The sequence below is a fragment of the Pseudomonas sp. S11P7 genome (genome assembly GCF_023195435.1).
In the GTDB taxonomy this organism is placed as follows: Bacteria; Pseudomonadota; Gammaproteobacteria; order Pseudomonadales; family Pseudomonadaceae; genus Aquipseudomonas; species Aquipseudomonas fluorescens_G.
The window spans coordinates 622,775-648,395 of record NZ_JALPKS020000002.1 but is presented as its reverse complement, the minus strand read 5'-3'; the positions used below and the strand labels follow the sequence as shown (position 1 = coordinate 648,395).

General features: G+C 60.6%; 24 protein-coding genes. 14 read left to right on the top strand and 10 right to left on the bottom strand.

The genetic code is table 11. From position 1 onward, the window contains the following. The first annotated feature begins 80 nt into the window (after positions 1-80). The 5 genes from M0746_RS03045 to M0746_RS03025 all read left to right on the top strand — a co-directional run bounded on the left by M0746_RS03045 (position 81) and on the right by M0746_RS03025 (position 8,061). On the top strand, positions 81-1,508 hold the full coding sequence (locus M0746_RS03045) for a di-heme oxidoreductase family protein (RefSeq protein WP_258448161.1): 1,428 nt from the start codon (positions 81-83) through the stop codon (positions 1,506-1,508). Positions 1,509-1,535: 27 nt separating this feature from the next. Next, positions 1,536-2,600, top strand: coding sequence for an imelysin family protein (locus tag M0746_RS03040; RefSeq protein ID WP_258448160.1), 1,065 nt, complete (start codon positions 1,536-1,538; stop codon positions 2,598-2,600). A gap of 14 nt (positions 2,601-2,614) precedes the next feature. Continuing rightward, positions 2,615-3,715, top strand: a complete 1,101-nt coding sequence (locus tag M0746_RS03035) for a DUF1513 domain-containing protein (RefSeq protein WP_258448159.1) — start codon at positions 2,615-2,617, stop codon at positions 3,713-3,715. Positions 3,716-3,872: 157 nt separating this feature from the next. Next, positions 3,873-5,021, top strand: coding sequence for an efflux RND transporter periplasmic adaptor subunit (locus tag M0746_RS03030; RefSeq protein ID WP_258448158.1), 1,149 nt, complete (start codon positions 3,873-3,875; stop codon positions 5,019-5,021). 13 nt (positions 5,022-5,034) lie between these two features. Beyond that, positions 5,035-8,061 carry a multidrug efflux RND transporter permease subunit gene (locus tag M0746_RS03025; RefSeq protein WP_258448157.1) on the top strand — a complete coding sequence of 1,009 codons (3,027 nt, stop codon included), beginning with the start codon at positions 5,035-5,037 and terminating at the stop codon, positions 8,059-8,061. A 289-nt stretch (positions 8,062-8,350) separates the two neighbouring features. Here M0746_RS03025 and M0746_RS03020 read toward each other — a convergent pair whose 3' ends face one another. From M0746_RS03020 to colR, 5 genes are all read right to left on the bottom strand, one after another. Next, positions 8,351-8,578 (bottom strand): hypothetical protein, encoded by a 228-nt coding sequence (locus M0746_RS03020; protein WP_258448156.1) that lies wholly within the window; start codon positions 8,576-8,578, stop codon positions 8,351-8,353. Between the two features lie 2 nt (positions 8,579-8,580). Beyond that, on the bottom strand, positions 8,581-9,297 hold the full coding sequence (locus tag M0746_RS03015; RefSeq protein WP_258448155.1) for a lipopolysaccharide kinase InaA family protein: 717 nt from the start codon (positions 9,295-9,297) through the stop codon (positions 8,581-8,583). 3 nt (positions 9,298-9,300) lie between these two features. After that, positions 9,301-9,969 (bottom strand): class I SAM-dependent methyltransferase, encoded by a 669-nt coding sequence (locus M0746_RS03010; protein WP_258448154.1) that lies wholly within the window; start codon positions 9,967-9,969, stop codon positions 9,301-9,303. 152 nt (positions 9,970-10,121) lie between these two features. After that, positions 10,122-11,405 (bottom strand): sensor histidine kinase, encoded by a 1,284-nt coding sequence (locus tag M0746_RS03005; RefSeq protein WP_258448153.1) that lies wholly within the window; start codon positions 11,403-11,405, stop codon positions 10,122-10,124. Beyond that, the gene (gene colR, locus M0746_RS03000; RefSeq protein ID WP_203419308.1) at positions 11,405-12,076 is read right to left on the bottom strand and encodes a response regulator transcription factor; all 672 of its coding nucleotides are present in this window, start codon (positions 12,074-12,076) and stop codon (positions 11,405-11,407) included. The genes M0746_RS03005 and colR overlap by 1 nt, the downstream gene beginning before the upstream one ends. 221 nt (positions 12,077-12,297) lie before the next feature. On the opposite strand from colR, the gene M0746_RS02995 reads away from it, so the two are divergent. Continuing rightward, entirely contained in the window at positions 12,298-13,041 is a 744-nt protein-coding gene (locus tag M0746_RS02995) for a phosphatase PAP2 family protein (RefSeq protein WP_258448152.1), read from the top strand. A 199-nt stretch (positions 13,042-13,240) separates the two neighbouring features. Here the strand turns inward: M0746_RS02995 and groL are convergent, their stop codons facing one another. The 4 genes from groL to M0746_RS02975 form a co-directional block, all read right to left on the bottom strand. After that, entirely contained in the window at positions 13,241-14,887 is a 1,647-nt protein-coding gene (gene groL / locus M0746_RS02990; RefSeq protein ID WP_090285825.1) for a chaperonin GroEL, read from the bottom strand. A 50-nt stretch (positions 14,888-14,937) separates the two neighbouring features. After that, complete coding sequence (locus M0746_RS02985; protein ID WP_011335724.1) at positions 14,938-15,231, bottom strand: co-chaperone GroES; 294 nt, start codon at positions 15,229-15,231, stop codon at positions 14,938-14,940. A gap of 259 nt (positions 15,232-15,490) precedes the next feature. Further along, on the bottom strand, positions 15,491-15,967 hold the full coding sequence (locus M0746_RS02980) for an FxsA family protein (RefSeq protein WP_208939942.1): 477 nt from the start codon (positions 15,965-15,967) through the stop codon (positions 15,491-15,493). Between the two features lie 72 nt (positions 15,968-16,039). Further along, the gene (locus tag M0746_RS02975; protein ID WP_258448151.1) at positions 16,040-16,765 is read right to left on the bottom strand and encodes a HugZ family pyridoxamine 5'-phosphate oxidase; all 726 of its coding nucleotides are present in this window, start codon (positions 16,763-16,765) and stop codon (positions 16,040-16,042) included. A gap of 163 nt (positions 16,766-16,928) precedes the next feature. Between M0746_RS02975 and M0746_RS02970 the strand changes: the two genes are divergently transcribed. Continuing rightward, the gene (locus M0746_RS02970) at positions 16,929-17,687 is read left to right on the top strand and encodes an SDR family oxidoreductase (RefSeq protein WP_208939940.1); all 759 of its coding nucleotides are present in this window, start codon (positions 16,929-16,931) and stop codon (positions 17,685-17,687) included. Positions 17,688-17,813: 126 nt separating this feature from the next. Here the strand turns inward: M0746_RS02970 and apbC are convergent, their stop codons facing one another. Then, positions 17,814-18,908 carry an iron-sulfur cluster carrier protein ApbC gene (apbC, locus tag M0746_RS02965; protein ID WP_208939939.1) on the bottom strand — a complete coding sequence of 365 codons (1,095 nt, stop codon included), beginning with the start codon at positions 18,906-18,908 and terminating at the stop codon, positions 17,814-17,816. Positions 18,909-19,062: 154 nt separating this feature from the next. On the opposite strand from apbC, the gene metG reads away from it, so the two are divergent. The 7 genes from metG (at position 19,063) to nth (ending at position 25,575) form a co-directional block, all read left to right on the top strand. Beyond that, positions 19,063-21,114 carry a methionine--tRNA ligase gene (metG, locus tag M0746_RS02960; protein ID WP_258448150.1) on the top strand — a complete coding sequence of 684 codons (2,052 nt, stop codon included), beginning with the start codon at positions 19,063-19,065 and terminating at the stop codon, positions 21,112-21,114. A 114-nt stretch (positions 21,115-21,228) separates the two neighbouring features. Next, positions 21,229-21,798, top strand: a complete 570-nt coding sequence (locus M0746_RS02955; RefSeq protein WP_258448149.1) for an electron transport complex protein RnfA — start codon at positions 21,229-21,231, stop codon at positions 21,796-21,798. Beyond that, positions 21,795-22,802 (top strand): electron transport complex subunit RsxB, encoded by a 1,008-nt coding sequence (rsxB, locus tag M0746_RS02950; RefSeq protein WP_258448148.1) that lies wholly within the window; start codon positions 21,795-21,797, stop codon positions 22,800-22,802. Before M0746_RS02955 ends, rsxB begins: the two co-directional genes overlap by 4 nt. Beyond that, positions 22,789-23,772, top strand: coding sequence for an RnfABCDGE type electron transport complex subunit D (locus M0746_RS02945; protein ID WP_258448147.1), 984 nt, complete (start codon positions 22,789-22,791; stop codon positions 23,770-23,772). Before rsxB ends, M0746_RS02945 begins: the two co-directional genes overlap by 14 nt. Then, complete coding sequence (locus tag M0746_RS02940; protein ID WP_258448146.1) at positions 23,769-24,362, top strand: RnfABCDGE type electron transport complex subunit G; 594 nt, start codon at positions 23,769-23,771, stop codon at positions 24,360-24,362. Before M0746_RS02945 ends, M0746_RS02940 begins: the two co-directional genes overlap by 4 nt. Beyond that, positions 24,359-24,940, top strand: coding sequence for an Rnf-Nqr domain containing protein (locus M0746_RS02935; RefSeq protein ID WP_258448145.1), 582 nt, complete (start codon positions 24,359-24,361; stop codon positions 24,938-24,940). Before M0746_RS02940 ends, M0746_RS02935 begins: the two co-directional genes overlap by 4 nt. Then, a complete protein-coding gene (nth, locus tag M0746_RS02930) occupies positions 24,937-25,575 on the top strand; it encodes an endonuclease III (RefSeq protein WP_258448144.1) in 639 nt (212 codons plus the stop codon). Before M0746_RS02935 ends, nth begins: the two co-directional genes overlap by 4 nt. Positions 25,576-25,621: the final 46 nt, after the last annotated feature.

Sequence of the window (25,621 nt, the reverse complement as noted above, 5' to 3'; positions counted from 1 at the left end):
AAACGATAATTCCTCTTATTCAAACTCCCCGGCCCTGTTAGACTTTGCGCCTTTGTTTTCGCCCGTCTGCAGGATGTCTGATGCCCTCGCTGCCTCTTCGCTTGTCCGCACTGTTGCTGGCCCTGGGCCTGAGTGCCTGCGATGACGCCCCGCGTTTCACCAAGGCCGAGCCCGGTGAGGCGCGTTCGGGTGGCGCGGCGACGGTGCGCAAGAGTGATCAGAACGCGTTTTCCCTGCCGTCGGCCAACCTGCCGCCGTCGCGCCGGGTGGATTTCAGCGTCGGCAACAGCTTCTTTCGCAGCCCGTGGGTGATCGCGCCGTCGACCACCACCGCGCGCGACGGCCTCGGCCCGTTGTTCAATACCAACGCCTGCCAGAACTGCCACATCAAGGACGGTCGCGGCCATCCACCGGCGCCGGACGCAACCAATGCCGTGTCGATGCTGGTCAGGCTGTCGATTGCCGATGCGCCGCAATACGCCAAAGTCATCGAACAGCTTGGCGTGGTGCCAGAACCGGTCTACGGCGGCCAGCTCCAGGACATGGCCGTGCCAGGTGTCGCCCCGGAAGGCAAGGTGCGCGTCGACTACACGCCGGTGCCGGTACGGTTCGCGGATGGCACCGAGGTTGAACTGCGCAAACCGGTCCTGCAGATCACGCAACTGGGCTACGGGCCGATGCACCCCGACACGCGGTTCTCTGTGCGAGTGGCGCCGCCGATGATCGGACTGGGTCTGCTGGAAGCGGTCCCGGAAGAGGCAATTCTCGCCAACGCCGCCGCGCAAGCCAAAGACAACCAGGGCATCAACGGCCGGCCGAACTGGGTCTGGGACGATGAACTGCAGAAAACCGTGATCGGCCGTTTCGGCTGGAAAGCCGGGCAACCGAACCTCAATCAACAAAATGTTCACGCGTTTTCGGGTGACATGGGCCTGACCACCAGCCTGCGTCCCTTCGATGACTGCTCCGACGCGCAAACCGCCTGCAAGCAGGCACCGAACGGCAACGGGCCGAACGGCGAACCGGAAGTCAGCGATAACATTCTGCGGCTGGTGCTGTTCTACAGCCGCAACCTCGCGGTGCCGGCGCGACGCGGCGTCAACGATGCCGAGGTGCTGGCGGGCAAGAATCTGTTTTTCCAAGCGGGTTGCCAGTCGTGCCATACGCCGAAATACACCACCGCCGCCAACGCCGCCGAACCGGAACTGGCCAATCAGGTGATTCGCCCGTACAGCGATCTGCTGCTGCACGACATGGGCGACGGTCTGGCGGACAATCGCAGCGAATTCCAGGCTTCCGGCCGCGACTGGCGCACCCCGCCGTTGTGGGGCATTGGCCTGACGCAAGCGGTCAGCGGCCACACCCAGTTTTTGCATGACGGTCGCGCGCGCAATCTGCTTGAAGCCGTGCTCTGGCACGGCGGCGAAGCGCAAGCCGCGCAGCAACAGGTTTTGTCTTTCAATGCCGAGCAACGTGCTGCGTTGCTGGCATTTTTGAACTCACTTTAAATACTGAAAAAGAATCGGGAGCCCGACATGTTCCGTCCCAAGCTACTGTTCACCAGCCTCGCCGCGCTCGCCCTCGGCGCCTGCTCACCGCAGGACCCGCAAGCGGTCACGTCGGCAGCCATTGCCAAATCGGTGATCCTGCCGACCTACACGCGCTGGGTCGAAGCTGACAAGCAACTGGCGGTCAGCGCCCTCGCCTACTGCCAGGGCAAGGAAACCCTGGAAACCGCGCGCGCCGATTTCCTTCACGCGCAAAAGGCCTGGGCTGAACTGCAACCGCTTCTGATCGGCCCGCTGGCCGAGGGCAATCGTTCGTGGCAGGTGCAGTTCTGGCCGGACAAGAAGAACCTCGTGGGCCGTCAGGTCGAGCAACTGGTCGTTGCCCAGCCGCAGATCGACGCCGCGGCACTGGCCAAATCGAGTGTGGTGGTTCAAGGCCTGTCGGCCTACGAATACATCCTCTTCGATGCCAAGCCTGATGTCGCCAATGCCGAGCAGAAAGCCAAATACTGCCCGCTGCTGATCGCTATCGGCGAACGCCAGAAGCAACTGGCCGAAGAGATTCTGCAGAGCTGGAACACCACCGACGGCATGCTTGCGCAGATGAGCAAGTTCCCCAACCAGCGCTACGCCGACTCCCACGAAGCGATCGCCGATCTGCTGCGCGTGCAGGTCACCGCACTGGACACCCTGAAGAAAAAGCTCGGCACGCCAATGGGCCGCCAGAGCAAGGGCGTGCCACAGCCGTTCCAGGCTGATGCGTGGCGCAGCCAGTCGTCGCTGACCGCACTGGAAGCCAGCCTCGCAGCGGCCAAAACCGTCTGGGAAGGCGTCGACAACAAAGGCCTGCGCGGTCTGTTGCCCGACGAGCAGAAGCCGTTGGCCGACAAGATCGACGCCGCCTATGCTGCCTCGCTGAAACTGTTCGACAGCACCCAGCGCTCGCTCGGCGAAATGCTTGAAGATGACGCCGGTCGCCAGCAATTGAACGATATCTACGACAGCCTCAACGTCGTCCATCGCCTGCACGAAGGCGAGCTGGCCAAGGCGCTGGGCATTCAACTGGGCTTCAACGCCAACGACGGTGACTGATGAGGGCAAGTGCCATGCTGCGACGCCAGGCTCTGACTTTAGGTAGTGTGCTGCTGGGAGCAGTGACGCTGGGCGGCTGGACGCTGTTCAAACGCAAGGATCAGAGCCCGCTGCTGTTGTCGGCGCGCGACGACACCGACGGCAAGCATTACGCCGTCGGTTATCGGCTCGACGGTACGCGGGTGTTCGCCACGCAGGTCGGCCAGCGCTGCCACGACATCATCAACCACCCGACGCAGCCGATCGCGTTGTTCGTGGCCCGGCGTCCGGGCACCGAAAGTTACCTGATCGACCTGCGCGACGGGACCTTGCTGCAAACCGTGACGTCACAGCCGAACCGGCATTTCTACGGGCATGCCGTGGTGCACAAGGACGGCGAATACCTGTACGCCACCGAAAACGACACGAGCGATCCCGGTCGCGGCTTGCTCGGTGTGTACAAGTTCGAAGGCGCGCGGCTGGTGCACAGCGGCGAGATTTCCACGCATGGCCTCGGCCCGCATCAGGTGTCATGGATGCCCGACGGCGAGACGCTGGTAGTGGCCAACGGCGGGATTCGTACCGAAGCGGAAAGCCGCGTCGACATGAACCTCAACGCCATGGAGCCGAGCCTGGTGCTGATGCAGCGCGACGGTACTTTGCTGAGCAAGGAAACCCTCGCCCAGCAGATGAACAGCGTACGTCACCTGGGCATCGCCAGTGACGGTACCATCGTCGCCGGTCAGCAATTCATGGGCCCCTCCCATGAGCGCTCGGAGCTGTTGGCGATCAAGCGACCGGGGCAGTCGTTCGTGGCGTTTCCGGTGCCCGAGCATCAGTTGCAGGCGATGGGACATTACACCGCCAGCGTCGCGGTACACAGCGAGTTACGCCTGGTCGCGCTGACCGCGCCGCGCGGCAACCGCTTCTTCATCTGGGACCTGGACAGCGGCGAAGTGCGCCTCGACGCGCCGTTACCCGATTGCGCCGGTGTCGGTGCGGTGCAGGACGGTTTTGTCGTGACCTCAGGGCAAGGGCGTTGCCGTTATTACGATTGCCGTCAGGCCGAACTATTGGCCAAGCCGCTGGAATTGCCCGCAGGGCTCTGGGACAACCATCTGCACCTGATGGCATAAGCCGCGCGCGGCAATGGCCGGTAGTACCTCAAGGGCGAGCGTCATTTCATGGCGCTCGCCCTTTTCATCACCTGTAATAACTGCCAGTTGGAATACCCCTTGTACTCGGAGTAATGTGCCCGCCTGTCTCACCTGATTTATCCAAGGAACTGGAAATATGCTGCGTCGCCGCATGCTGATCATGTTGGGTGTTGTTTTGCTGATCGTCCTGGTACTGGGCGGCTACAAAGCCTTTTCGATCTACACGATGATCCAGGGCTTTTCCAAACCGAAACCGCCGATCAGCGTCGCCGTGGCCAGGGCCAGCGAACAGCCGTGGCAGATGCGCCTGCCGACGGTCGGCACGCTCAAGGCGCTGCAAGGTGTCGAGCTGAGCCTGGAAGTCGCCGGCACGGTGACCGAACTCAAGTTCGAATCGGGGCAGAAGGTCAAGGCCGGGCAGCCGCTGCTGCAACTCGACAGCGCCGTGGAAACTGCGCTGCTGGAAACCGCCAAGGCCGATCTCGGCCTGGCACAACTCGACTTCGGCCGCGGCAGCCAACTGGTCGACAGCCGCGCCATCTCCAAAGGCGAGTACGACCGGCTCTCCGCCGTGCTGCAAAAGAACAAGGCCACGGTCAATCAACTCAACGCTTCGCTGGCGAAAAAACGCATTCTCGCGCCGTTCAGCGGCACCATCGGCATCCGTCAGGTCGACGTCGGCGACTACCTCGCCAGCGGCACCAGAATCGCTACATTGCAGGATCTGAGCAGCCTCTACGCCGACTTCTACCTGCCTGAACAATCGGTGCCGAAACTGGCCATCGGTCAACCGGTACAGATCGCCGTCGCTGCGTATCCGAAGCAGAACTTCGCCGGCAAGATCAGCGCGATCAACCCGATCGTCGAAAGCTCCACGCGCAACATTCTGGTCCGCGCGACCCTGGCCAATCCCGATGGCAAGCTGCTGCCGGGCATGTTCGCCAGCCTCGACGTGCTGCTGCCGGAGCCACAGAAACACATCGTGGTGCCGGAGAGCGCGATCACCTACACCCTCTACGGCAACTCGGTGTATGTGGTCGGGCAGAAGAAAGCCGAGGACGGCAGCGTCGAAAAAGACGAAAAAGGCCAGCCGGTGCTGATCGCCGAACGCCGTTTCATCGAAACCGGTGAGCGCCGCGATGGCCTGGTGATGATCAACAAGGGCGTGCAGAGCGGCGAACAAGTGGTGACGGCCGGCCAGATCAAACTGGACAACGGCGCACATATCGCCATCAGCGACGACAAGACCCTCGGCGAGCAGAACAGTCCGCCTCGCGCCGACTGATCAAGGAATCCCCATGGCTTTTACCGACCCGTTCATCCGCCGCCCGGTGCTCGCCACCGTGGTCAGCCTGTTGATTGTGCTGCTCGGCTTCCAGGCCTGGAGCAAGTTGCCGCTGCGCCAGTACCCGCAAATGGAAAACGCGCTGATCACGGTGACCACCGCCTACCCCGGGGCCAATGCCGAAACCATTCAGGGCTACATCACCCAGCCGATGCAGCAAAGTCTGGCGAGTGCCGAGGGTATCGACTATATGACCTCGGTCAGTCGGCAGAACTTCTCGGTGATTTCCATCTATGCGCGGATCGGCGCCAACACCGACCGCCTGTTCACCGAGTTGCTGGCCAAGGCCAACGAGGTGAAAAACAAGCTGCCGCAGGACGCTGAAGACCCGGTGCTGAGCAAGGAATCCGCCGATGCCTCGGTGCTGATGTACATCAGCTTCTTCAGCAAGGACCTGAGCAATCCGCAGATCACCGATTACCTGTCACGGGTGATCCAGCCAAAACTGGCAACCCTGCCGGGCATGGCTGAAGCAGAGATTCTTGGCAACCAGGTGTTCGCCATGCGCCTGTGGCTCGACCCGGTGAAACTCGCCGGTTTCGGTCTCAGCGCCGCTGACGTGACCAACGCGGTGCGCCAGTACAACTTTCTCTCCGCCGCCGGCGAAGTGAAAGGCGAGTACACAGTGACCAGCATCAACGCCAACACCGAGCTGAAGTCCGCCGAAGCCTTTGCGGCGATTCCGCTCAAGGTCGACGGCGACAGCCGCGTGCTGCTCAGTGATGTCGCACGGGTGGAGATGGGCGCGGAAAACTACGACTCGATCAGCTCGTTCGGCGGCACGCCATCGGTGTACATCGGCATCAAGGCCACACCGGGCGCGAACCCGCTGGACGTGATCAAGGAAGTGCGCAAGCTGATGCCGGAACTCGAAGCACAGCTGCCGCCGAACCTGAAAAGCGAAATCGCCTACGACGCCACGCTGTTCATTCAGGCCTCGATCGACGAAGTGGTGAAAACCCTGTTCGAGGCGGTGCTGATCGTCATCGTCGTGGTGTTCCTGTTCCTCGGTGCGCTGCGCTCGGTGGTGATCCCGGTGGTGACCATTCCGCTGTCGATGATCGGCGTGATGTTCTTCATGCAGATGATGGGTTATTCGATGAACCTGCTGACACTGCTGGCGATGGTCCTCGCCATCGGCCTGGTGGTGGACGATGCGATTGTCGTGGTGGAAAACATCCATCGACACATCGAGGAAGGCAAGACACCGTTCGATGCCGCACTGGAGGGCGCCCGCGAAATCGCCATGCCGGTGGTGTCGATGACCATCACCCTGGCGGCGGTGTATGCACCGATTGGCTTTCTCACCGGGCTGACCGGCGCGCTGTTCAAGGAGTTCGCCCTGACTCTGGCCGGTGCGGTGGTGATCTCGGGCGTCGTGGCCCTGACCCTGTCACCGATGATGTGCGCGTTCCTGCTGCGGCATGACCAGAACCCCAGCGGCCTGGCCCATCGTCTCGACCGGGTCTTTGACAGGCTCAAACGTCGCTATCAGAGCATGCTGCATGGCACGCTGAACACGCGGCCAGTGGTGCTGGTATTTGCCGTGATCGTGCTGTGCCTGATTCCGGTGTTCCTGAAGTTCACCAAGTCGGAACTGGCCCCGGATGAGGACCAGGGCATCATTTTCATGATGGCCAGCGCGCCGCAGCCGACCAACCTCGATTACCTGAGCACCTACACTGACGAATTCATCACGATCTTCAAGGAATTCCCCGAGTACTACTCCTCGTTCCAGATCAACGGCTACAACGGTGTGCAGGCGGGTATCGGCGGTTTCCTGCTCAAGCCGTGGAACGAGCGCAGCCGCACGCAAATGGAAATCCTGCCGGAGGTGCAAGGCAAACTCGAAAGCATTCCGGGTTTGCAGATCTTCGGTTTCAACCTGCCCTCCCTGCCCGGCACCGGCGAAGGGTTGCCGTTCGAATTCGTGGTCAACACCGCCAATGATTACGAGCTGCTGCTGCAAGTCGCCGACCGGATCAAGAAACGTGCGATGGAGTCGGGCAAGTTCGCCTTTGTCGATCTCGATCTGGCCTTCGACAAGCCGGAAGTGGTGGTCGATATCGACCGCGCCAAGGCGGCGCAGATGGGCGTGTCGATGCAGGACCTCGGCGGCACGCTGGCAACGTTGCTAGGCGAAGCGGAAATCAACCGTTTCACCATCGAGGGCCGCAGTTACAAAGTGATCGCGCAGGTCGAACGGCCCTACCGCGACAACCCGGACTGGCTCAACAATTACTACGTGAAAAACACCCAGGGCGAACTGTTGCCGCTGTCGACCCTGATCAAGGTGAGCGACCGCGCGCGGCCACGTCAGCTCAACCAGTTCCAGCAACTCAATGCGGCGAAGATTTCCGGTTTCCCGCTGGTGAGCATGGGTGAAGCCATCGACACCGTGTTGCAGATCGCGCGCGAGGAAGCACCCGCCGGGTTCGCCTTTGACTATGGCGGCGCCTCGCGCCAGTTCGTTCAGGAAGGCAGCGCCTTGTGGGTCACCTTCGCCTTGGCGCTGGCGATCATCTTTCTGGTGCTGGCGGCGCAGTTCGAAAGCTTCCGCGATCCGTTGGTGATTCTGGTAACGGTGCCGCTGTCGATCTGCGGGGCGCTGATCCCGCTGTTCCTCGGCTGGTCAAGCATGAACATCTACACCCAGGTCGGGCTGGTGACGCTGATCGGCCTGATCAGCAAACACGGCATCCTGATCGTCGAGTTCGCCAACCAGTTGCGCAAGGACAAAGGCCTTACCGCGCGCGAAGCGGTAGAAGAAGCCGCGGCGATTCGCTTGCGCCCGGTATTGATGACCACGGCGGCGATGGTGTTCGGCATGGTGCCGCTGATTCTCGCTACGGGCGCGGGGGCGGTCAGCCGCTTTGATATCGGCATGGTGATTGCGACGGGGATGTCGATCGGCACGTTGTTTACGCTGTTCGTGTTGCCGTGCGTTTATACCCTGCTGGCGAAACCCGACCCCAAGTAGTAAACATCTCCCCTGTGGGAGCGAGCCTGCTCGCGAAGGTGTGTCAGTCGCCATCAGTGCGACTGAGCCACCGCATTCGCGAGCAGGCTCGCTCCCACAGGGGTCTGCATTGATCGTTCCCACGCGCAGCAAAGGAATGCAGCCCGGGACGCTCTGCGTCCCATTGGAACGCGGAGCGTCCCTTGAGGCATTCCCACGCAGAACGTGGGAACGATCAATGTGTGAACCGATAAAGCCGGGCATAAAAAAAGGCCTCGCATCTGCGAAGCCTTTTATGTGGGCATCAATTTCAACTGGCTGGCCTCATCCCTTGAGAAAGCCCGAACATGAACAACAGCAAATCATGATCGGGCTGGGTCGCCACGGAGGCTTTCGCCACCCGTGGCAGTGTGCAATGAGCGTCCGTGGTGGACGCTCCGATGACCTGCATGCGTGGCTGCTCCCAGGCAGCCACCGCCAATGAAGCGACTGCCATGGCTCCGACCAGAAACAAACCTCGTGCAATTTCTAGTTTCATCGCTATAAACCTTTGATAGCGCTGCCAAACGCCGTCTCATAAAAATAGACGAGTTTTTTCCAGTCAGCATCGCGGAACGACGAATGGCGACGCAGTTGCTTCATGTCGTGCTGTGCGGCGCGATAGGCGGTCAGGCGCTGGCGGCATTTTTCCAGATCGATCAGTGCCACTTCGACCTTTGCCGACTCGCCTTCACCGGTCACCCGCACGAATACGTGCTTGATGTAGATGCAGCTGTGCTGCCAACGGCCTTTGTGCATGCGCGAGAGGTTTTCCGCCAGATCCTTGAGCACGCGTTCGTAGACCACGTCGCCACATTGATCGCGACCACCGGCAGCGGCCAGCCAGTGCTCCAGTTCCTGGAAACCGTCCAGGGACTTGGTCACCAGCAGCGCACGCCATTTGTGCTGCGGATCAGGCTGGGCGCCACAAAAAACGATTTGCGGCACACGTACACCGAGCTTGCTCACGCCAGTCAGCGCATCGAGTTCGCGCAATACGGTAGGACGACCGAACGGGTGCAACCAGCTGCGATAGATGTGTCCGGTCTGGCGCTTGGCGTACAGCAACTGGCCGTCGCGACCGACGATACGCTGTACTCCGCTTTCGCCACCGCGGCGCACGTTAGGTTCTTCAACCCATTCGCCACGCTGGGCCCAGTAATAATCGAAACCATCTTGCGAAGCGACGTTCGCTTCAACTGCTGCTTGCACTGCCATCCGTTACCTCTTGCGTAATACGTAAACCCGCCACATCGCATAGAGCGGTATAAAGTCCAGTTGTTCCTGAATGCGGAAACCGGCCTGTTCAAATTCTTTTTCGATCGTCGCCGCCGGAATCAGAAAACGATTCTGGTAATCACGATTCGGCCGGTCCAGCTCGGCGCGCTTGCGCTTCCAGGCCTTGAAATTGCCGTCTACCCACAATGAAACAATCACGCTGTCGCGGCTCACGCGCTCGAATTCGCGCAGGATCACCTGGCGATGCTCGGACTCACCGATGTGGTGCAGCAGACGCATGCAGAAGATGCTGTCGACCGAGTTGTCCGGCAAGGCAATGTCGAACGCCGAGGTGTGCAGCGGTTGTACCCGCTTGACCACGTCGGCCGGTTGACCTTGCATTGCCGTCTTGATCATCGACTCGGAATTGTCCGCGCCGATGATCACCCGGTTGGGTTTTTCCGCGAGCATTGGCCAGAAACGCCCGGCGCCGCAGGGTAAATCCAGCACCAGCCCGGGATCACCCGCTATCGACAACGCCTTGCGCGCCAACTGTTCATCGCGCCAATGCGACAGGCGACGGCCCAGACTTTCCTTGTGCTTGCGCAGATATCGCTGTGCGTGCTGGTCGTCATACTTCTCGGAAAAATCGAGCTTTATCGGGTCGGCCATGATCTGGACTCCTGAATGTCTGATGACGCCACCATAATCAGCGGCGTGTCAGCGTCAGGTCGTCCAATTGTGAAAAAAATGTCAGGTAAACCGGCAAAGTATTACAACGTTATACAGGATTTAGACAGGCAGGCGGGAGTAGCCTGAAGCGACTATTTGCGTCCATTAACGCCAAGATCTACTTCGAATCGGCAGCCATTGGGTTCCATCGTGCTCAAGTTGACGGTCCAGCCCTGGTTTTCACAGATGCGCTGCACCAGCGACAAGCCAAGCCCGAGGCCATCGCCGCGTTTTTCACTGCCGCGCACGAACGGTTCGAACATGGCTTCGCGTTTTTCCTCGGGGATACCTACGCCCGAGTCCTCGACGATAAAGCCGTGGGCCGTCAGGGTCAGGCGAATGAACCCCTCTTCGGTGTAGTGCAGGGCGTTGCGCAGCAGGTTGCCCATCACCGCATTCAGCAGGGTGGCGTTGTAGCGGTCGTCCGATGGGGCGCCAGGCTCGAAGTCCAGCGTCAGGCCCTTGCGCTCGATCGGCTCGCGCCACAGGCACAGCAGGCTTTGCGCCACTTGCGTGAGGTTGTGCTGCGGCGCCGCCCCAGGTTCTTCGTTTTGCGCGCGCGCCAGCATCAGGAACGTTTGCACCAGTTCGCGCATTTCCTCGCTGGCCCGGGCAATGCGCTCGACCTGCGAGCGACCGCGTTGATCGATGCCCGGATTCTCCAGCAGCAGCTCGCAGGAACTGGCCAGCACCATCAACGGCGTGCGCAATTCATGACTGACGTCGCTGGTGAACAAGCGTTCGCGGGTCAATGCCTGACGCAAGCGTCCCAGCGTGGCATCGAATGCCACCGCCAGTTCACCGACTTCATCCGCGGCATAATCCGGTGCCAGCGGCGGTGCCAGCCCGAGCAACTGATCGCGATGACGGACCTGCCTCGCCAGCCGTACCACCGGTGCCATCACCTTGCGTGCCAGCACCCAGCCGAGAAACACCGCCAGCGCCAGACTGAGCACAAAGCCCACCAGCACCACGGCAAACAGCACGCGCTCCCGCTCTTCGAAATCACTTTGATCCTGCAGCAGTACATAGCGGCGACCGTCGACGATCTCGACCATCGCGTGATACGACAGCTGCTCGCGGAACACTTCATGAAAACCGGCATCGAGGTGGCGCAGATCCTTGGGCAGATCGAAATCTCCCGGCCCGCCACTGAAATAGAACAGTTGATCCGGTTCAGGACGGTGGCTCCAGTCGGAAACGTTGTCCATCAACAGCAAACGTTGGAGGTCGCCGCCGAGTCCCGCCGAAATCAGTTTTTCCTCGACCAGATGCACGGTTGCGACAATGCCCATGGCAAACGCGCCGGCCACCAGTGCGCTCATCAAAGCAAAGGCAATGATGATCCGCTGCGAAAGGCTTTGCTTGAACTCCATTACACGTCGGCCAAGCGGTAACCCACCCCGTGCACGGTGTGCAGCAGTGGCTTGGCGAACGGCTTGTCGATCACCTGACGCAACTGGTGAACGTGGCTGCGCAGACTGTCGCTGTCCGGGCAGTCATCGCCCCACAGCGCTTCTTCGAGAATTTCCCGGCGCAACACGTGCGGGCTCTTCTGCATCAGTACCGCCAGCAGCTTGAGGCCGACCGGGTTGAGCTTGAGCAGCTTGCCCTCACGCGTCACCTCAAGCGTGTCGAGGTCGTAGCTCAGATCGGCGACCTGCAACGCGCGGCGGCCACCACCCTGAGCGCGACGCATCACGGCTTCGACCCGCGCCGCCAGCTCGGACAAGGCAAACGGTTTGATCAGGTAATCGTCGGCACCCGACTTGAAGCCCTGCAAGCGATCATCCAGTTGATCGCGCGCGGTGAGCATGATCACCGGCGTATCCCGCCGCGCATCTTCGCGCAGGCGTTTGCACAGGGTATAGCCGTCGATCCCCGGCAACATGATGTCGAGGACGATCAGGTCGTAATGCTCGGTGGCGGCCAGGTGCAGGCCCGACAGACCGTCCTGCGCGCAATCGACGGTGTAGCCCTTGAGGCCCAGGTAATCGGCCAGATTGGCCAGGATGTCGCGGTTGTCTTCGACCAGCAGAATTCGCATGGGCACCTCCTCCGAACGGGGTTACGGCCGTCTTGGCCCGCGCAGCTTACGGCCAAGTGTGGCTCACGGCTAGGCATGTGTCGGGTTGTTTGGCGATAAAAATGCTGATGCCGCCCGCCAACGTTTTTTTCACTTTCGATTAACGAATCGGCAACGCCTATGCGCGCAGACTCCGCGCGATTGCGCTCCCTCGAACACTCTTGCCGACCAAGGAATTGCCCATGGCGTTGACCTCTGCCCGTCCCGTTTCCCGGCCGCTGAACCTCTGGTTATGCCTGGGCATACCCGCGGTTGCGGCGATCATTCTGGTGTTGCTCGAATTGACCGACTTGGACATGGATCTGGCCCGATTGTTCTACGACCCGGTTGCCGGCGACTTCATCGGACGCCACAGCTACTTTCTCGAAGACATCCTGCATGACCGCGCCAAACAAGTGGTCATCGCCTTCTCGGTGTTCGCAATCCTTGGTTTCATCGGCTCGTTTTTCCTCGCCCGGCTCAAACCGTTCAAGCGTGAGCTGGGCTGTCTGGTGCTGTCGCTGGGCCTGGCCACTTCGTTCGTCACCCCGGTCAAAGCCGTGACGGCGGTGCAATGCCCGTGGAGCCTGGAGCAATTTGGTGGGCACGAAAAGTACAGCAAGTTGATGGACCATCGGCCGCCGACTGACAAGCCGGGGCGTTGCTGGCCGGGCGGGCATGCGGCGACGGGGTTCACCTTGTTTGCGTTGTTCTTTGTCCTGCGTGATCGTCGTCCACGTCTGGCGCGGCAGGCATTTGTGTTCGCCTTTGCCTTGGGCTCGGTGTTTTCGATCAGCCGGATGATGCAGGGCGCGCACTTCTTCTCGCATAACGTGTGGACGGCGATTTTCTGCTGGCTGATTTGCCTGGGGGCTTATTACTGGGTGCTGTATCGCCCGGCGGGCAAGGCTGCAACAGTTGTCAAAGCACGCCCCGTCAGCGCTTGATCGGACGCCATCGCTGGCAAGCCAGCTCCCACAGGGACTGAGAGTGTTCACACACTATGTGCCTGCCCTTGGATTCCTGTGGGAGCTGGCTTGCCAGCGATGGCCACACCTCGGTCTGTAGCCCACCCCAGAATTCGGGCAATAAAAAACCCCGCTGGCTCGCGCCGGCGGGGTTTTTCGTTACAGGGGTAAGGCTGGCTTACATCATGCCGCCCATGCCACCCATGCCGCCCATGTCTGGCATACCGCCGCCAGCCGAGCCTTCTTTCTTCGGTGCGTCAGCAACAGCTGCTTCGGTGGTCAGGATCAGACCGCCGATCGAGGCTGCGGCTTGCAGAGCCGAACGGGTTACCTTGGTTGGGTCCAGGATGCCCATTTCGATCATGTCGCCGTATTCGCCGGAAGCAGCGTTGTAACCGAAGTTACCCTTGCCGTTCTTCACTTCGTTGACGACTACGCTTGGCTCGTCACCGGAGTTGGCAGCGATCTGACGCAGCGGCGCTTCAACAGCGCGACGCAGTACAGCGATACCGACGTTCTGGTCAGCGTTGTCGCCGGTCAGTTCGGTCAGGGCTTCCAGAGCACGGATCAGCGCAACGCCACCGCCAGGTACCACGCCTTCTTCAACGGCTGCACGGGTTGCGTGCAGGGCGTCTTCAACGCGGGCCTTCTTCTCTTTCATTTCAACTTCGGAACCAGCGCCAACCTTGATCACTGCAACGCCGCCGGACAGCTTGGCCAGACGCTCTTGCAGTTTTTCACGGTCGTAGTCCGAGGAAGTTTCGGCAACCTGGGCACGGATCTGAGCGATACGGCCTTCGATGTCTGCCTGCACGCCAGCACCGTCAACGATGATGGTGTTTTCCTTGGACAGGGTCACGCGCTTGGCGTTACCCAGGTGCTCCAGGGTGGTGCTTTCCAGGCTCAGACCGATCTCTTCGGAGATCACGGTACCGCCGGTCAGAACAGCGATGTCCTGCAGCATGGCCTTGCGACGATCGCCGAAGCCTGGTGCCTTGACGGCAGCGACTTTAACGATACCGCGCATGTTGTTCACCACCAGAGTCGCCAGGGCTTCGCCTTCAACGTCTTCGGCAACGATCAGCAGCGGACGGCCGGCTTTTGCGACAGCTTCCAGTACTGGCAGCATTTCGCGGATGTTGGAGATCTTCTTGTCGACCAGCAGGATCAGCGGGCCGTCGAGCTCGGCAACCATGGTGTCCGGCTTGTTGACGAAGTACGGCGACAGGTAGCCACGGTCGAACTGCATGCCTTCTACAACCGACAGTTCGTTTTCCAGGCCCGAGCCTTCTTCAACGGTGATCACGCCTTCTTTACCGACTTTTTCCATGGCTTCGGCAATGATGTCGCCGATGGAGTTGTCGGAGTTGGCGGAGATGGTGCCGACCTGAGCGATGGCTTTGAAATCAGCGCATGGCTTGGACAGGGCCTTCAGCTCTTTGACAATGGCGATGGTCGCCTTGTCGATGCCGCGTTTCAGGTCCATCGGGTTCATGCCGGCAGCGACGGCTTTCAGGCCTTCGTTGACGATCGACTGAGCCAGAACGGTGGCAGTGGTAGTACCGTCACCGGCGTCATCGTTGGCACGGGAGGCAACGTCTTTGACCAGCTGCGCGCCCATGTTTTCGAAGCGATCTTCGAGTTCGATTTCTTTGGCGACGGACACGCCGTCCTTGGTGATGGTCGGAGCGCCGAAGCTCTTCTCGAGGATCACGTTACGGCCTTTCGGGCCCAGGGTCGCTTTTACCGCGTCAGCCAGAACGTTGACGCCTTTGAGCATCTTGGAGCGGGCGGCATCGCCGAACTTAACTTCTTTAGCAGCCATGATCGATATTCCTTAAATACTTTGTAGTAACGGGAAAATGAACGGGAGTATCAGCCTTCGATAACCGCGAGGATTTCGTTCTCGCTCATTACCAGCAGGTCTTCGCCATCGACTTTCACAGTGTTGCTGCCGGAGTAAGGACCGAACACAACCTTGTCGCCCACTTTCACGGACAGTGCGCGCACTTCACCGCTTTCCAGTGCTTTGCCCGGGCCTACAGCGAGGATCTCACCGTGGTTGGCTTTTTCAGCAGCCGAACCTGGCAGGACGATACCGCCAGCGGTTTTCTTTTCTTCTTCGCTGCGACGGATGACGACGCGGTCATGCAGAGGACGAAGCTTCATTGTCGATCTCTCCTAATTGTGGTTTTCATCGGCCGGTGTAGTCCCGGCGGGTTTAACAAATCCGGCCTGTGCCGGGTGCGGCTCGTCGAGCGAACCGCGCAAGTCTGTCCGGTGTAATCACCGGAAACCTTTCGGTGACCGATACATAGGGGCGTACAAGCTGATTACAAGGGCTGGGACAAAAAAAATTTTGACGCAGTCCGGCGATTTGGCCCCATAAACGAGCACGGCACCCGAAGGTGCCGTGTCGATGCTGACGTTACTTGTTGTCGCGATGTTCGTACTCGCCTTCGATCACATTCGGCTCACGGCCCAACGGCTCGCGCGGTGCCGGACCGCCACGCGGCTGCAGGTCGTCAGCGAAAGCGCGCTGGCGCATGGCCTGGTCTTCGGCGCGCTGGCGCATTTTGTTCGCCAGCAGACGTCGGGTGAACGGCAGCAGCATGACCAGACCGACCACGTCGCTGATGAAGCCCGGAATGATCAGCAGACCGCCGGCCAGCGCCAGCATCAAACCTTCAAGCATGGTCTGCGCCGGCAGTTCGCCGCGGTTCAGGCTTTCACGGGCACGCAGGGCGGTGGCGAGGCCGGCGACGCGCAGCACGAACACGCCGAACATCGAGCCGACGATAATCAGCAGCAGGGCCGGGAAAAAACCGATCGCCCCTGCCACTTTGACGAATACGAACAGCTCCAGCACTGGAAACAGCAGAAAGAGCAACAGAAAAGGGCGCATCAAAATTGTCCTCAACGCAAGAAATGCCTTGCAGTAAGCCTTAGATGACGTCGCCCTTGCGTGAATTCAACCTTAAGAATCCGCTTTTTTTGGCCAGACCTCGGCGTGAGCCAATGAAACCAAGGCTTCGCGCACTTGTGTCGGCGTATTGCAAGTACTTGGGAAGCCTAGCCAGTACAACGCCTGACCGATGCGCAAGTGCATGCCTTCGCTGTCGATCCCGGCCAGTTGCGCCGGCACGCTGTTCGGCAAACCGGCGAGTTCGACGTAATGGGCGATGGCCTTGGCGTGGTCGCTGTTCATGTGCTCGACCATGTTGATCTCGGCCTTGCCGGCGAACGGATTGGCCAGGGTCAACTGATCGATCCAGTGAATCGCACCGAAACCGCCGATATAGCGGTGACGCACCGGGTTGAGCACCCAGAAATCGAAATCGTGAGCCTTGTGATAGTTCTGCGAATCCGGGAAGTAGCGGTAGTAACGCTCAGCGGCGGCTTCGATGGCGGCAGTGTCTTCGAGCTTCTGCGCTTGGGCCAGATAAGTAAGACGCCCCACCGCTTGTACGTCATCGGCCTCGCGCTCGCCCACCAGCATCGAGCATTTCGGGTCTTTTTGCAGGTTGTGGGTGTGCTGGGCGATGCGGCTGATCAGGATCAGCGGCCGGCCCTGCTCGTCCAGGCAATAGGGGACCACGGAGCCGAACGGAAAACCGGGCATCGATCTGGAGTGGGTCGAGAGCACTCCACGGTATTCCTTGAGAAGCAATTCTCGGGCATTCTTCGCCACTTCAACGCTCAATTTATGACTCCTTGAATAGAATCCGTCGAAAAAACGGACAGGCGCGCGAAAACAGGTTTCGGCCACGCCATCGGGCAATGTTCCTGCGCAACCCGGTCACGGCCGGGGCGAAACGGGAGCCGCCAGGAATAAAAACCATCAGACCAGCAATCGGGGCACGCGCATGCAACTCAACGACAAAGTAATCATTATCACCGGCGGTTGCCAGGGTTTGGGCCGCTCCATGGCCGAGTACCTCGCCGGCAAAGGCGCGAAGCTCGCGCTGGTCGACCTGAATCAGGAAAAGCTCGACGACGCCGTCGCCGCATGCAAAGCCAAGGGCGTCGAGGCGCGCAGCTATCTGTGTAACGTCGCCAATGAAGAACAGGTCGAGCACATGGTCGCTCAGGTTGCCGCTGATTTTGGCGCGATTCACGGCCTGATCAACAACGCCGGGATCCTGCGTGACGGCCTGCTGCTCAAGGTCAAGGACGGCGAAATGAGCAAAATGAGCCTGGCCCAGTGGCAGGCAGTGATCGATGTCAACCTGACCGGCGTGTTCCTCTGCACGCGTGAGGTGGCGGCGAAAATGGTCGAGCTCAAGAACAGCGGCGCGATCATCAACATCTCGTCGATCTCCCGCGCCGGCAATGTCGGCCAGACCAACTATTCCGCGGCCAAGGCCGGTGTTGCGGCGGCGACTGTGACCTGGGCCAGGGAACTCGCACGCTACGGCATTCGCGTGGCCGGCATTGCACCGGGCTTCATCGAAACCGAAATGACCTTGGGCATGAAACCCGAAGCGCTGGAAAAAATGACCTCGGGCATCCCGCTCAAGCGCATGGGCAAACCGGAAGAGATCGCCCATTCGGCGGCATATATCTTCGAAAACGACTACTACACCGGGCGGATTCTGGAGATGGATGGCGGCTTGCGCATCTGATTGCCAACACAAAACAACTGTGGGAGCGAGCCTGCTCGCGAAAGCGGTGGGTCAGCCAACATCTTCGTTGACTGACACTCCCTCTTCGCGAGCAGGCTCGCTCCCACATTTTCATCCAGCGTTTATTCAATCGTCGCTGATGGTGATATTCGGCATCGCCGGCGTCGCCGCTTCCTGCAACACGATCCGCGCGCCGACGTGACGGGCCAGTTCCTGGTAGACCATGGCGATCTGGCTGTCCGGTTCGGCGATCACCGTCGGCTTGCCGCCATCGGCCTGTTCACGAATCAGCATCGACAACGGCAGCGAGGCCAGCAGTTCCACGCCGTACTGGGTGGCAAGCTTCTCGCCACCGCCCTCACCGAACAGATGCTCGGCATGCCCGCAGTTCGAGCAGATGTGCACGGCCATGTTTTCCACCACGCCCAACACCGGAATGTTGACCTTACGGAACATTTCCACGCCTTTGCGCGCGTCGAGCAGGGCCAGGTCCTGTGGCGTGGTGACGATCACCGCGCCCGCCACCGGGACTTTCTGCGCCAGGGTCAGTTGAATGTCGCCGGTGCCTGGCGGCATGTCGATGACCAGATAATCCAGATCGCCCCACGCAGTTTGCGTGACCAGTTGCAGCAGCGCGCCGGAGACCATCGGCCCGCGCCAGACCATCGGCGTGTTGTCGTCAGTCAGAAACGCCATCGACATGACTTCGACGCCGTGGGCCTTGAGCGGCACAAACCATTTCTGGTCCTTGACCTCCGGGCGGGTGCGCTCGGGAATGCCGAACATGATGCCCTGGCTCGGGCCGTAGATATCGGCGTCGAGAATGCCCACTTTGGCGCCTTCGCGAGCGAGCGCGAGAGCGAGGTTGGCAGCGGTGGTCGACTTGCCCACGCCGCCCTTGCCCGAAGCCACGGCGACCACGTTCTTGACGTTGGCCAGCCCCGGAATCTGCGCCTGCGCCTTGTGCGCGGCGATCACGCTGTTGACCTCAACCCGGGCGATGACCACGCCCTCGATGTTTTCGATGGCCAGTTGCAGCAATTGCGCCCAGCCACTCTTGAACAGACCGGCGGCGTAGCCGATTTCCAGCTGCACGTTGACGCGGTCACCGACGATCTCGATGTTTTTCACGCAACCGGCGCTGACCGGGTCCTGGTTCAGGTAAGGGTCGGTGTATTGGCTGAGGACGGCTTCCACCGCTGCGCGAGTGACGGCGCTCATGGGCAACTCCGATAACAAGACTGGAAAAGATGGCGGCTATCCTACCCCTTCTATCCTCCGGACGGCATGCCCGGCAACGATTTGCAGGGGTGAAATATCTTGTCCGGCGCTTTATAGTGGCCGACCTCCGTTTCATCAAGTAGCGAAGCCCTACATGTCCGAGCCACGCAAGATCCTCGTCACCAGCGCCCTGCCCTACGCCAATGGTTCGATCCACCTTGGCCACATGCTGGAATACATCCAGACCGATATGTGGGTGCGCTTCCAGAAGCATCGCGGCAACCAATGCATTTATGTCTGCGCCGACGACGCCCACGGTTCGGCGATCATGCTGCGCGCGGAAAAGGAAGGCATCACCCCGGAACAACTGATCGCCAACGTGCAGGCTGAACACAGCGCCGACTTTGCCGACTTCCTGGTTGATTTCGACAACTTCCACTCCACTCACGCCGAAGAAAACCGTGAGCTGTCGAGCCAGATCTACCTGAAGCTGCGTGACGCCGGGCACATTGCCCAACGCTCAATCACCCAGTACTTCGACCCGGAAAAGAAAATGTTCCTGGCCGACCGCTTCATCAAGGGCACCTGCCCGAAATGCGGCACCGAAGACCAGTACGGCGACAACTGCGAAAAATGCGGCGCGACCTACGCCCCCACCGATCTGAAGGATCCGAAGTCGGCGATCTCCGGCGCCACCCCGGTGCTCAAGGATTCCCAGCACTTCTTCTTCAAGCTGCCGGACTTCCAGCAGATGCTGCAGACCTGGACCCGCAGCGGCACTCTGCAAGACGCGGTCGCCAACAAGATCGCCGAATGGCTGGATGCCGGCCTGCAACAGTGGGACATCTCCCGCGATGCGCCGTACTTCGGTTTCGAGATTCCGGGCGAGCCGGGCAAGTATTTCTACGTGTGGCTGGATGCGCCGATCGGCTACATGGCCAGCTTCAAGAACCTCTGCAACCGCACGCCGGAGCTGGACTTCGACGCGTTCTGGGGCAAGGACTCGACCGCCGAGCTGTACCACTTCATCGGCAAGGACATCGTCAACTTCCACGCGTTGTTCTGGCCAGCGATGCTCGAAGGCGCGGGTTTCCGCAAGCCGACCGCGATCAATGTGCACGGCTACCTGACCGTCAATGGTCAGAAAATGTCCAAGTCGCGCGGCACCTTCATCAAGGCGCGTACGTATCTGGATCATCTGTCGCCGGAATACCTGCGTTATTACTACGCGGCGAAACTGGGCCGTGGCGTCGATGACCTCGACCTGAACCTCGAAGACTTCGTGCAGAAGGTCAACTCCGATCTGGTCGGCAAAGTCGTGAACATCGCCAGCCGTTGCGCCGGCTTTATCCACAAGGGCAACGCCGGCCTGCTGGTCGACAACAATGCCGCGCCAGAGCTGACCGAGGCCTTCCTCGCTGCCGCGCCGAGCATTGCCGACGCCTATGAAGCACGCGACTTCGCCCGCGCCATGCGTGAAACCATGGCCCTGGCCGACCGCGCCAACGCGTGGATCGCCGACAAGGCACCGTGGTCGCTGAACAAGCAGGAAGGCAAGCAGGATGAAGTCCAGGCGATCTGCGCCACCGGCATCAACCTGTTCCGCCAACTGGTGATCTTCCTCAAACCGGTGCTGCCGCTGCTGGCCGCCGATGCCGAGGCGTTCCTCAACGTCGCGCCGCTGACCTGGAACGACCACACCACGCTGCTGGCCAACCATCAGCTCAACGAATTCAAGCCGTTGATGACGCGCATCGACCCGGTAAAAGTGCAAGCCATGACCGACGCCTCGAAAGAAGACCTTACCGCCAGCCAGACCGACACCGGCGCAGCCGCCCCGGCCGGCAATGGCGAACTGGCCAAGGACCCGCTGTCGCCGGAAATCGATTTCGACGCGTTCGCCGCCATCGACCTGCGCGTGGCGCTGATCGTCAAGGCTGAGCACGTCGAGGGCGCCGACAAGCTGCTGCGCCTGACCCTCGATATCGGCGACGAGCAACGTAACGTGTTCTCCGGGATCAAGAGCGCTTACCCGGATCCGTCGAAACTCGACGGTCGCCTGACCATGATGATCGCCAACCTCAAGCCGCGGAAAATGAAGTTCGGCATCTCCGAGGGCATGGTGATGACGGCAGGTCCTGGCGGTGAAGAGATCTACCTGCTGAGCCCGGACAGCGGCGCCAAGCCGGGTCAACGTATCAAGTAAGACAGTGCGGTAAATCGATCCCACCGGCGTGCACTGCATGCCGGTGGGATTTTTCATAGGCGGCCGGATAAAGCCTAACCTTGAGAGACACCCGCCCGTTTCGCTGGCAGAACCATGACCGAATTCGTGCTAACGCTGATCAGTGCCGCGCTGCTCAACAACTTCGTGTTGCACTGGCCGCTGGGCGTCGATCCGCTATTGGCGGGCAACCGGCGCCAGGTGCATGCGTTGGGGCTGGCAACCTTGTGTCTGATGGTTGGTGTCGGCGTGCTCGGCTACGCGGTATGGAACTGGCTGCTGGTGCCGCTGCAACTCCAATCACTGCGCCTGTTTGTGTTTCTGCCGTTAAGCGTGTTGCTGATCGCGCCGTTGTTGAAAAGCCTGGCGCGCGGCTTGCCGAATCTGCCTTTCGACGGGTTATGGCCGCTGTTGCTGGGCAATGCCGGCGTTCTCGGCCTCGCGCTGATGAATACGCAATACGATCACGGCCTGCTTCACGCGATGGCGCTGAGCCTCGGCGCCGGGCTGGGTTTCTGGCTGGTGCTGAGCCTGTTCAGCGACCTGCGTGAACGCACGGCTGACAACGATATTCCCCTGCCCTTTCGCGGCCTGCCGATCGATCTGCTCGGTGCCGGATTGATCGCAGTGATTTTTCTCGGATTCAGTGGACTGATCAAAACATGAGTCTGATTCAACGCATCGATGCCCTCCTGCCGCAGACCCAGTGCGGCAAGTGCGGCCATCCCGGATGCAAACCTTATGCGCAAGGCATCGCCGCGGGCGAGCCGATCAACAAGTGCCCGCCGGGTGGCGAGGAAACCATCGCCGCGCTGGCCGAGCTGTTGAAAGTGCCGGTGCTCGAACTGGACGTCAGCCGCGGCTCGGCGCCGGCGCAGGTAGCGTTTATTCGCGAAGCCGAGTGCATCGGCTGCACCAAGTGCATTCAGGCTTGTCCAGTCGATGCGATTGTCGGCGCGGCAAAACTGATGCACACCGTCCTGATCGACGAATGCACCGGTTGCGACCTGTGCGTGGCGCCGTGCCCGGTGGACTGCATCGAAATGCACCCGCTGCCGCCCGAGACGTTGCCGGTGGTGGGCGGGCTGGCCTTCAGCCTCGACGAGCAACGCGCACGCGCCGCCAAACGCGATCACGCACGGCAACGCTTCGAGCGGCGCAATGAACGCCTGCGCCGCGAGGAACAACAGAAACAGGTTGAACGTGAGGCGCGGGCGAAACGGTCGGCGCATGCGCAAGTGAGCGCCACCGACCCGGTGCAGGCGGCCCTGGAACGGGTGCGTGCGCAAAAAGCGGCGAACGCCGATGCAGCCGTGAAGAAAGCCAAAGTCGATGTCGCGATGAGCCGCGCGCAACTGCACAAATCCTTGAAAGCGTTCGGCCATCCGCCGACTTTCGAGCAGCAGGCGCAATTGATCGTGTTGCAGCGCCAGTTCGAAGCGGCTGAACAGGCGCTGGCGCAATTGGAAAACAGTGCCGTCATTGAGCCAGCAGCCCCGGCGCCGGCCAAAGACGCCGATTTGAAACGAGCGAAGATCCAGCTGGCAATGTGTCGCGCCGAATACGGCAAGCTCGAACGTAATGCCGACACTCCTTCGGAAGTTCTGGATGAGGCCCGCGCGCGACTGCAAGCCGCCGAGCGTCAGGTGAACGAACATGCCGCCCTTTGAGGCAGCGGACGATCGCCTGCAACAGGCGATGAGAACCGTGCTGCTGGCCACGGTGCCAGGGCTGCTGACACTGTTGTGGTTTTACGGTTGGGGCGTGTTGATCAATCTGATGCTGGCGGCAACCACCGCGCTGATCGTCGAGGCGAGCGTCGCACGAATGCGTCGGCAGCCCCTGCGGCCAGCGCTGCGCGACGCCAGCGCACTGGTCAGCGCAACATTACTGGCGGCGGCATTGCCCGCCTATAGTCCTTGGTGGCTGACGGTGACAGCAACGGCCGCGGGCCTGCTGTTCGGCAAGCACGTGTATGGCGGCACGGGCAAAAATCCGTTCAATCCGGCGATGCTCGGTTTCGCTTTCGTAATGATCATGTTTCCGCGGGCGATGACGCAGTGGCCGGCGCACAGTCTGGATCTGGCGGCAGCCTGGCAGCAGATATCGGGTTCGGGGCAGGCGCCGGACGCTTGGGCGCAGGCAACGGCGCTGGACTCTTTGCGCTCCAACACCAGCCTGACCATGGACGAACTGTTTGCCAGCCATCCGGCGTTCGGCCACTTTGGCGGACGTGTTGCCGAGTGGGTGAATCTGGCGTTTCTGGCCGGTGGCGTGTTTTTGCTGCAACGTCGGGTCTTTAGCTGGCACGCACCGCTGGGCATGCTCGCCAGCCTGTTGCTGATCAGCCTGCTGTGCTGGAACGGCTCGGGATCGGATTCGCAGGGTTCACCGCTGTTTCATCTGCTCAGCGGCGCGACCATGCTCGGCGCGTTCTTCATTGTCACTGAACCAGTCTCCGGCGCCAAAAGCGCACTGGCCCGTTTGCTATTCGGTGTGGGGGTCGGGTTGCTGACATACATGATTCGTACGTGGGGCGGCTACCCGGACGGGCTGGCCTTTGCAGTGTTGCTGATGAATCTTTGTGTGCCGGCGCTCGAGCGATTCGATGCGCGTCGGCAGATCAAGGTGAGCCCGTGAGTCGTCGGGCCAGCGCAACGATCGTGCTGCTGGTGGCCATCAGCGGTCTCGCCGTGACTTACCTGCTGGCGCGTGCGAGCGCACCACAGATCGCCGCCGCACAGCACTTGCTCGACAGCCGCAAATGGCTCGACATGCTGGCGCCCGAGAGCTACGACAATCAACCGCTGCAGCAGCCACTGAGCTTGATCGATACCCGACTGGCCCACAGCCAGTTGAGCGCCGGCTATCGCGCGACCCTGAATGGCAAGCCCGCGGCAATACTGTTGCGCAGTCAGACTCAGGGCTATGTGGGCGCGATCGAATTATTGATCGCCATCGAGCCGAATGGCAGTTTGCTCGCGGTGAAAACCTTGGAACAGCGCGAAACACCGGGACTTGGCGGGCATCTGGCGGACCGGCCGAATGCCTGGCTGCAGGGGTTTGCCGGCAAATCGAGCGATGCCGGTTGGGCGCTGAAGAAGGATCAAGGCCAATTCGATCAGATCGCCGGAGCGACCGTCACGTCTCGCGCAGTCATCAATGCGGTGCATGACGCCCTGCGTTATTTTGATGATCATCGCGCCGCACTGCTGGGGAGCGGAACATGAAGCCAGCGCCGGGCCTCGCCCACTGCTTGATGCTGACATTGCTGCTGGGCAGCAGCGGTTCACTCGCAGGCGCAATCGGCGTTCTGTTGGCGTTCAGTGTTGTCGTGGGCCTGTATGGCCTGTGCATGCACTTGTTACGCCCGCCACTGACAGAAAGGGGCCGATTAGTGGTCAGCGTCTTGCTCGCCGCCACGCTCAGCAGTTGCGCTGATGTGTTGGCGCAACGCTGGTTTCTGTCGTGGCAGCAAGCTTTCGGCCTGTATGCCGGCCTGATCGCCTTGCAATGTGTAGTGCTGGAATACAATGGCTTCTGGCGCCAGACGCTGGTTGAGCGCGGCAAACTCTGCGCTCTGTTCGGCGCATTGCTGTTGCTGCTGGGGACATTGCGCGAGGTTGCAGGGAGCGGCAGTCTTGGCCGCAGCCCTTCGGAGACCTGGCAAGGTATTGTTCTGTTTAGCGAGGGACTGCCACTGATCGGTCTGATCCCCGGCGCTTTTATTGTATTGGCGCTGTTGCTGGCAGCGCGTCAGGCGTTGATTCGCCCGAAATTGAATTCAAAGGAAATGCATCGCCCATGAATGCCGCAAAACGTCTGGAGATTTTCCGCCGTCTGCACGAAGACAATCCCGAGCCGAAAACCGAACTGGCTTATTCATCACCGTTCGAGCTGTTGATTGCGGTGATTCTGTCGGCGCAGTCGACTGACGTGGGCGTCAACAAGGCTACGGCCAAGCTGTTCCCGGTAGCGAATACACCGGCCGCGATCCATGCCTTGGGCGTTGAAGGCCTGTCCGAATACATCAAGACGATCGGCCTCTACAACAGCAAGGCGAAAAACGTTATCGAAACCTGTCGTCTGCTGGTCGAACGCCACGGCGGCGAGGTACCGCAAACCAGTGAAGAACTGGAAGCCCTTCCCGGCGTGGGCCGCAAAACCGCCAACGTGGTGCTTAATACCGCGTTCCGGCAACTGACCATGGCGGTCGACACGCATATCTTTCGGGTCAGCAACCGCACCGGCATTGCGCCGGGCAAGAACGTGGTTGAAGTTGAAATGAAATTGATGAAGTTTGTGCCCAAGGAGTTTTTGCTCGACTCCCACCATTGGCTGATTCTGCACGGACGTTATGTGTGTCTGGCGCGCAAGCCGCGTTGCGGCAGTTGCCGGATAGAAGACCTGTGCGAGTACAAAGCGAAAACTTCGGACGATTGAGCGGCTATTGGGAAAATTGATAAGCCGATTGAAAAAAACTTTTTTA